The sequence below is a fragment of the Effusibacillus sp. SKA8 genome (assembly GCF_058273125.1).
Genome location: NZ_JBZCSF010000032.1, coordinates 1 through 2,506, shown reverse-complemented (window position 1 = coordinate 2,506; position 2,506 = coordinate 1). Strand labels below are relative to the sequence as shown.

Annotated in this window: 1 rRNA gene; it reads right to left on the bottom strand. The window is 56.8% G+C overall.

Annotated elements, in window-relative coordinates:
• Positions 1 to 2,396 (bottom strand): 23S ribosomal RNA (locus AC4ED1_RS14525); the annotation flags it as partial.
• Between the last annotated feature and the right edge of the window lie 110 nt (positions 2,397 to 2,506).

Genomic DNA, 2,506 nt, shown 5'->3' with positions numbered 1-2,506 from the left:
GGGTTAGAAGATCAGTACCCCAAGGGTGGTATCCCAACGTCGGCTCCACCAAAGCTGGCGCCCTGGCTTCTTAGCCTCCCACCTATCCTGTACATGAACTACCCATCTCCCATATCAAGCTGCAGTCAAGCTCCACGGGGTCTTTCCGTCTTGCCGCGGGTAACCTGCATCTTCACAGGTACTACAATTTCACCGGGTCTCTCGTTGAGACAGCGCCCAAGTCGTTACGCCATTCGTGCGGGTCGGAACTTACCCGACAAGGAATTTCGCTACCTTAGGACCGTTATAGTTACGGCCGCCGTTTACTGGGGCTTCGGTTCAAAGCTTCGGGTTCCCCCTCACCTCTCCCCTTAACCTTCCAGCACCGGGCAGGCGTCAGCCCCTATACGTCGCCTTTCGGCTTCGCAGAGACCTGTGTTTTTGCTAAACAGTCGCTTGGGCCTTTTCACTGCGGCTCCCTCGGGCTCCAAACCCTACCGGAGCGCCCCTTCTCCCGAAGTTACGGGGCCATTTTGCCGAGTTCCTTAACGAGAGTTCTCCCGCGCACCTGAGGATTCTCTCCTCGCCTACCTGTGTCGGTTTGCGGTACGGGCACCGGCGCACTCGCTAGAGGCTTTTCTTGGCAGTGTGAAATCAGGGACTTCGGTACTCACGCTTCCCTCGGCGTCACAGCTTGAGGTTGTAAGTGACGGATTTGCCTGCCACTCCCTCTCGCTGCTTGCACGGCCACGTCCAGCCGGCCGCTTCCCCTATCCTCCTGCGTCCCCCCGTCGCTGATCCCCACGAAAGTGACGAATCGCTTCGCAGCGGATTCCGAGTACTTTCGTGGGGCCCCATTTTCTTAGAATGGGATCGCGCGCGCGGTGGTACTGGAATTTCCACCAGTTGTCCTTCACCTACGCCTTTCGGCCTCGGCTTAGGTCCCGACTGACCCTGGGCGGACGAGCCTTCCCCAGGAACCCTTAGGCTTTCGGTGGACAGGATTCTCACCTGTCTTTTCGCTACTTATACCGGCATTCTCACTTCTGTACGCTCCACCAGTCCTTCCGGTCTGACTTCTCCGCCTACAGAACGCTCCCCTACCACAGATCGTTTCCAACCTGTCCATAGCTTCGGTGTCCGGTTTGAGCCCCGTTACATTTTCCGCGCAGCGTCACTCGACCAGTGAGCTATTACGCACTCTTTAAATGGTGGCTGCTTCTAAGCCAACATCCTGGTTGTCTGTGCACCGCCACATCGTTCCCCACTTAACCGGTACTTCGGGACCTTAGCTGATGGTCTGGGCTGTTTCCCTTTTGACCACGGATCTTAGCACTCGTAGTCTGACTGCTGGAGATAAGTCCATGGCATTCGGAGTTTGACTGAGTTCGGTAACCCGCGAAGGCCCCTCCCCCAATCCGTGCTCTACCTCCATGACTCTTACTCCAACGCTAGCCCTCAAGCTATTTCGGGGAGAACCAGCTATCTCCGGGTTCGATTGGAATTTCACCCCTACCCCCACCTCATCCCCGCACTTTTCAACGTGCGTGGGTTCGGACCTCCAGTGAGCGTTACCTCACCTTCATCCTGGACAGGGGTAGATCACCCGGTTTCGGGTCTGCGTCCACAAACTCTCGCCCTACCTTCGCCCACGAAAGTGCAAGCACTTTCGCGGGGACCCGGATTTTAAGACGCGCTTTCGCTGCGGCTCCGGCTCTCCGCCTTAACCTCGCTTGTGATCGCAACTCGCCGGTTCATTCTACAAAAGGCACGCCGTCAGGCTTTCCGGGGTCCCCAAAAAGTAGTACTTTTTGGGGTGGAATAACGCCCTCCGACTGATTGTAGGCACACGGTTTCAGGTTCTCTTTCACTCCCCTCCCGGGGTGCTTTTCACCTTTCCCTCACGGTACTGGTTCACTATCGGTCGCCAGGGTGTATTTAGCCTTGGCAGGTGGTCCTGCCGGATTCCCACGGGATTCCTCGTGTCCCGCGGTACTTGGGGTCCGTCTCGGAGTTCTCTTCGTTTCGGATACGGGACTCTCACCCTCTCCGGTGGGCCCTTCCAAGCCGCTTCTCCTACAAAGAGAATTTGTAACTCCTTGCGAGACGCCCCGCAACCCCGATCGTGCATGCACGATCGGTTTGGGCTCCTCCGCCTTCGCTCGCCGCTACTGACGGAATCACATGTTGTTTTCTTTTCCTCAGGGTACTTAGATGTTTCAGTTCCCCTGGTCTGCCTCCTCACGGCCTATGGATTCAGCCGCGGGTACCGGACCATTACGTCCGGTGGGTTCCCCCATTCGGAGATCCCCGGATCAAAGCCCGCTTACGGCTCCCCGAGGCGTTTCGGCGTTCGCTCCGTCCTTCTTCGGCACCTGGCGCCCAGGCATCCTCCGTGCGCCCTTTGTAGCTTAATCTACAAGGTTTCTCGGTTGATTCCCAGTTGAAATTTGAGTTACTGCTTCAGCAGTTACCTCGCAATTTTGTGTTTCTCCCATTCGCTATCCGGTTTTCAAAGAGCAATTTG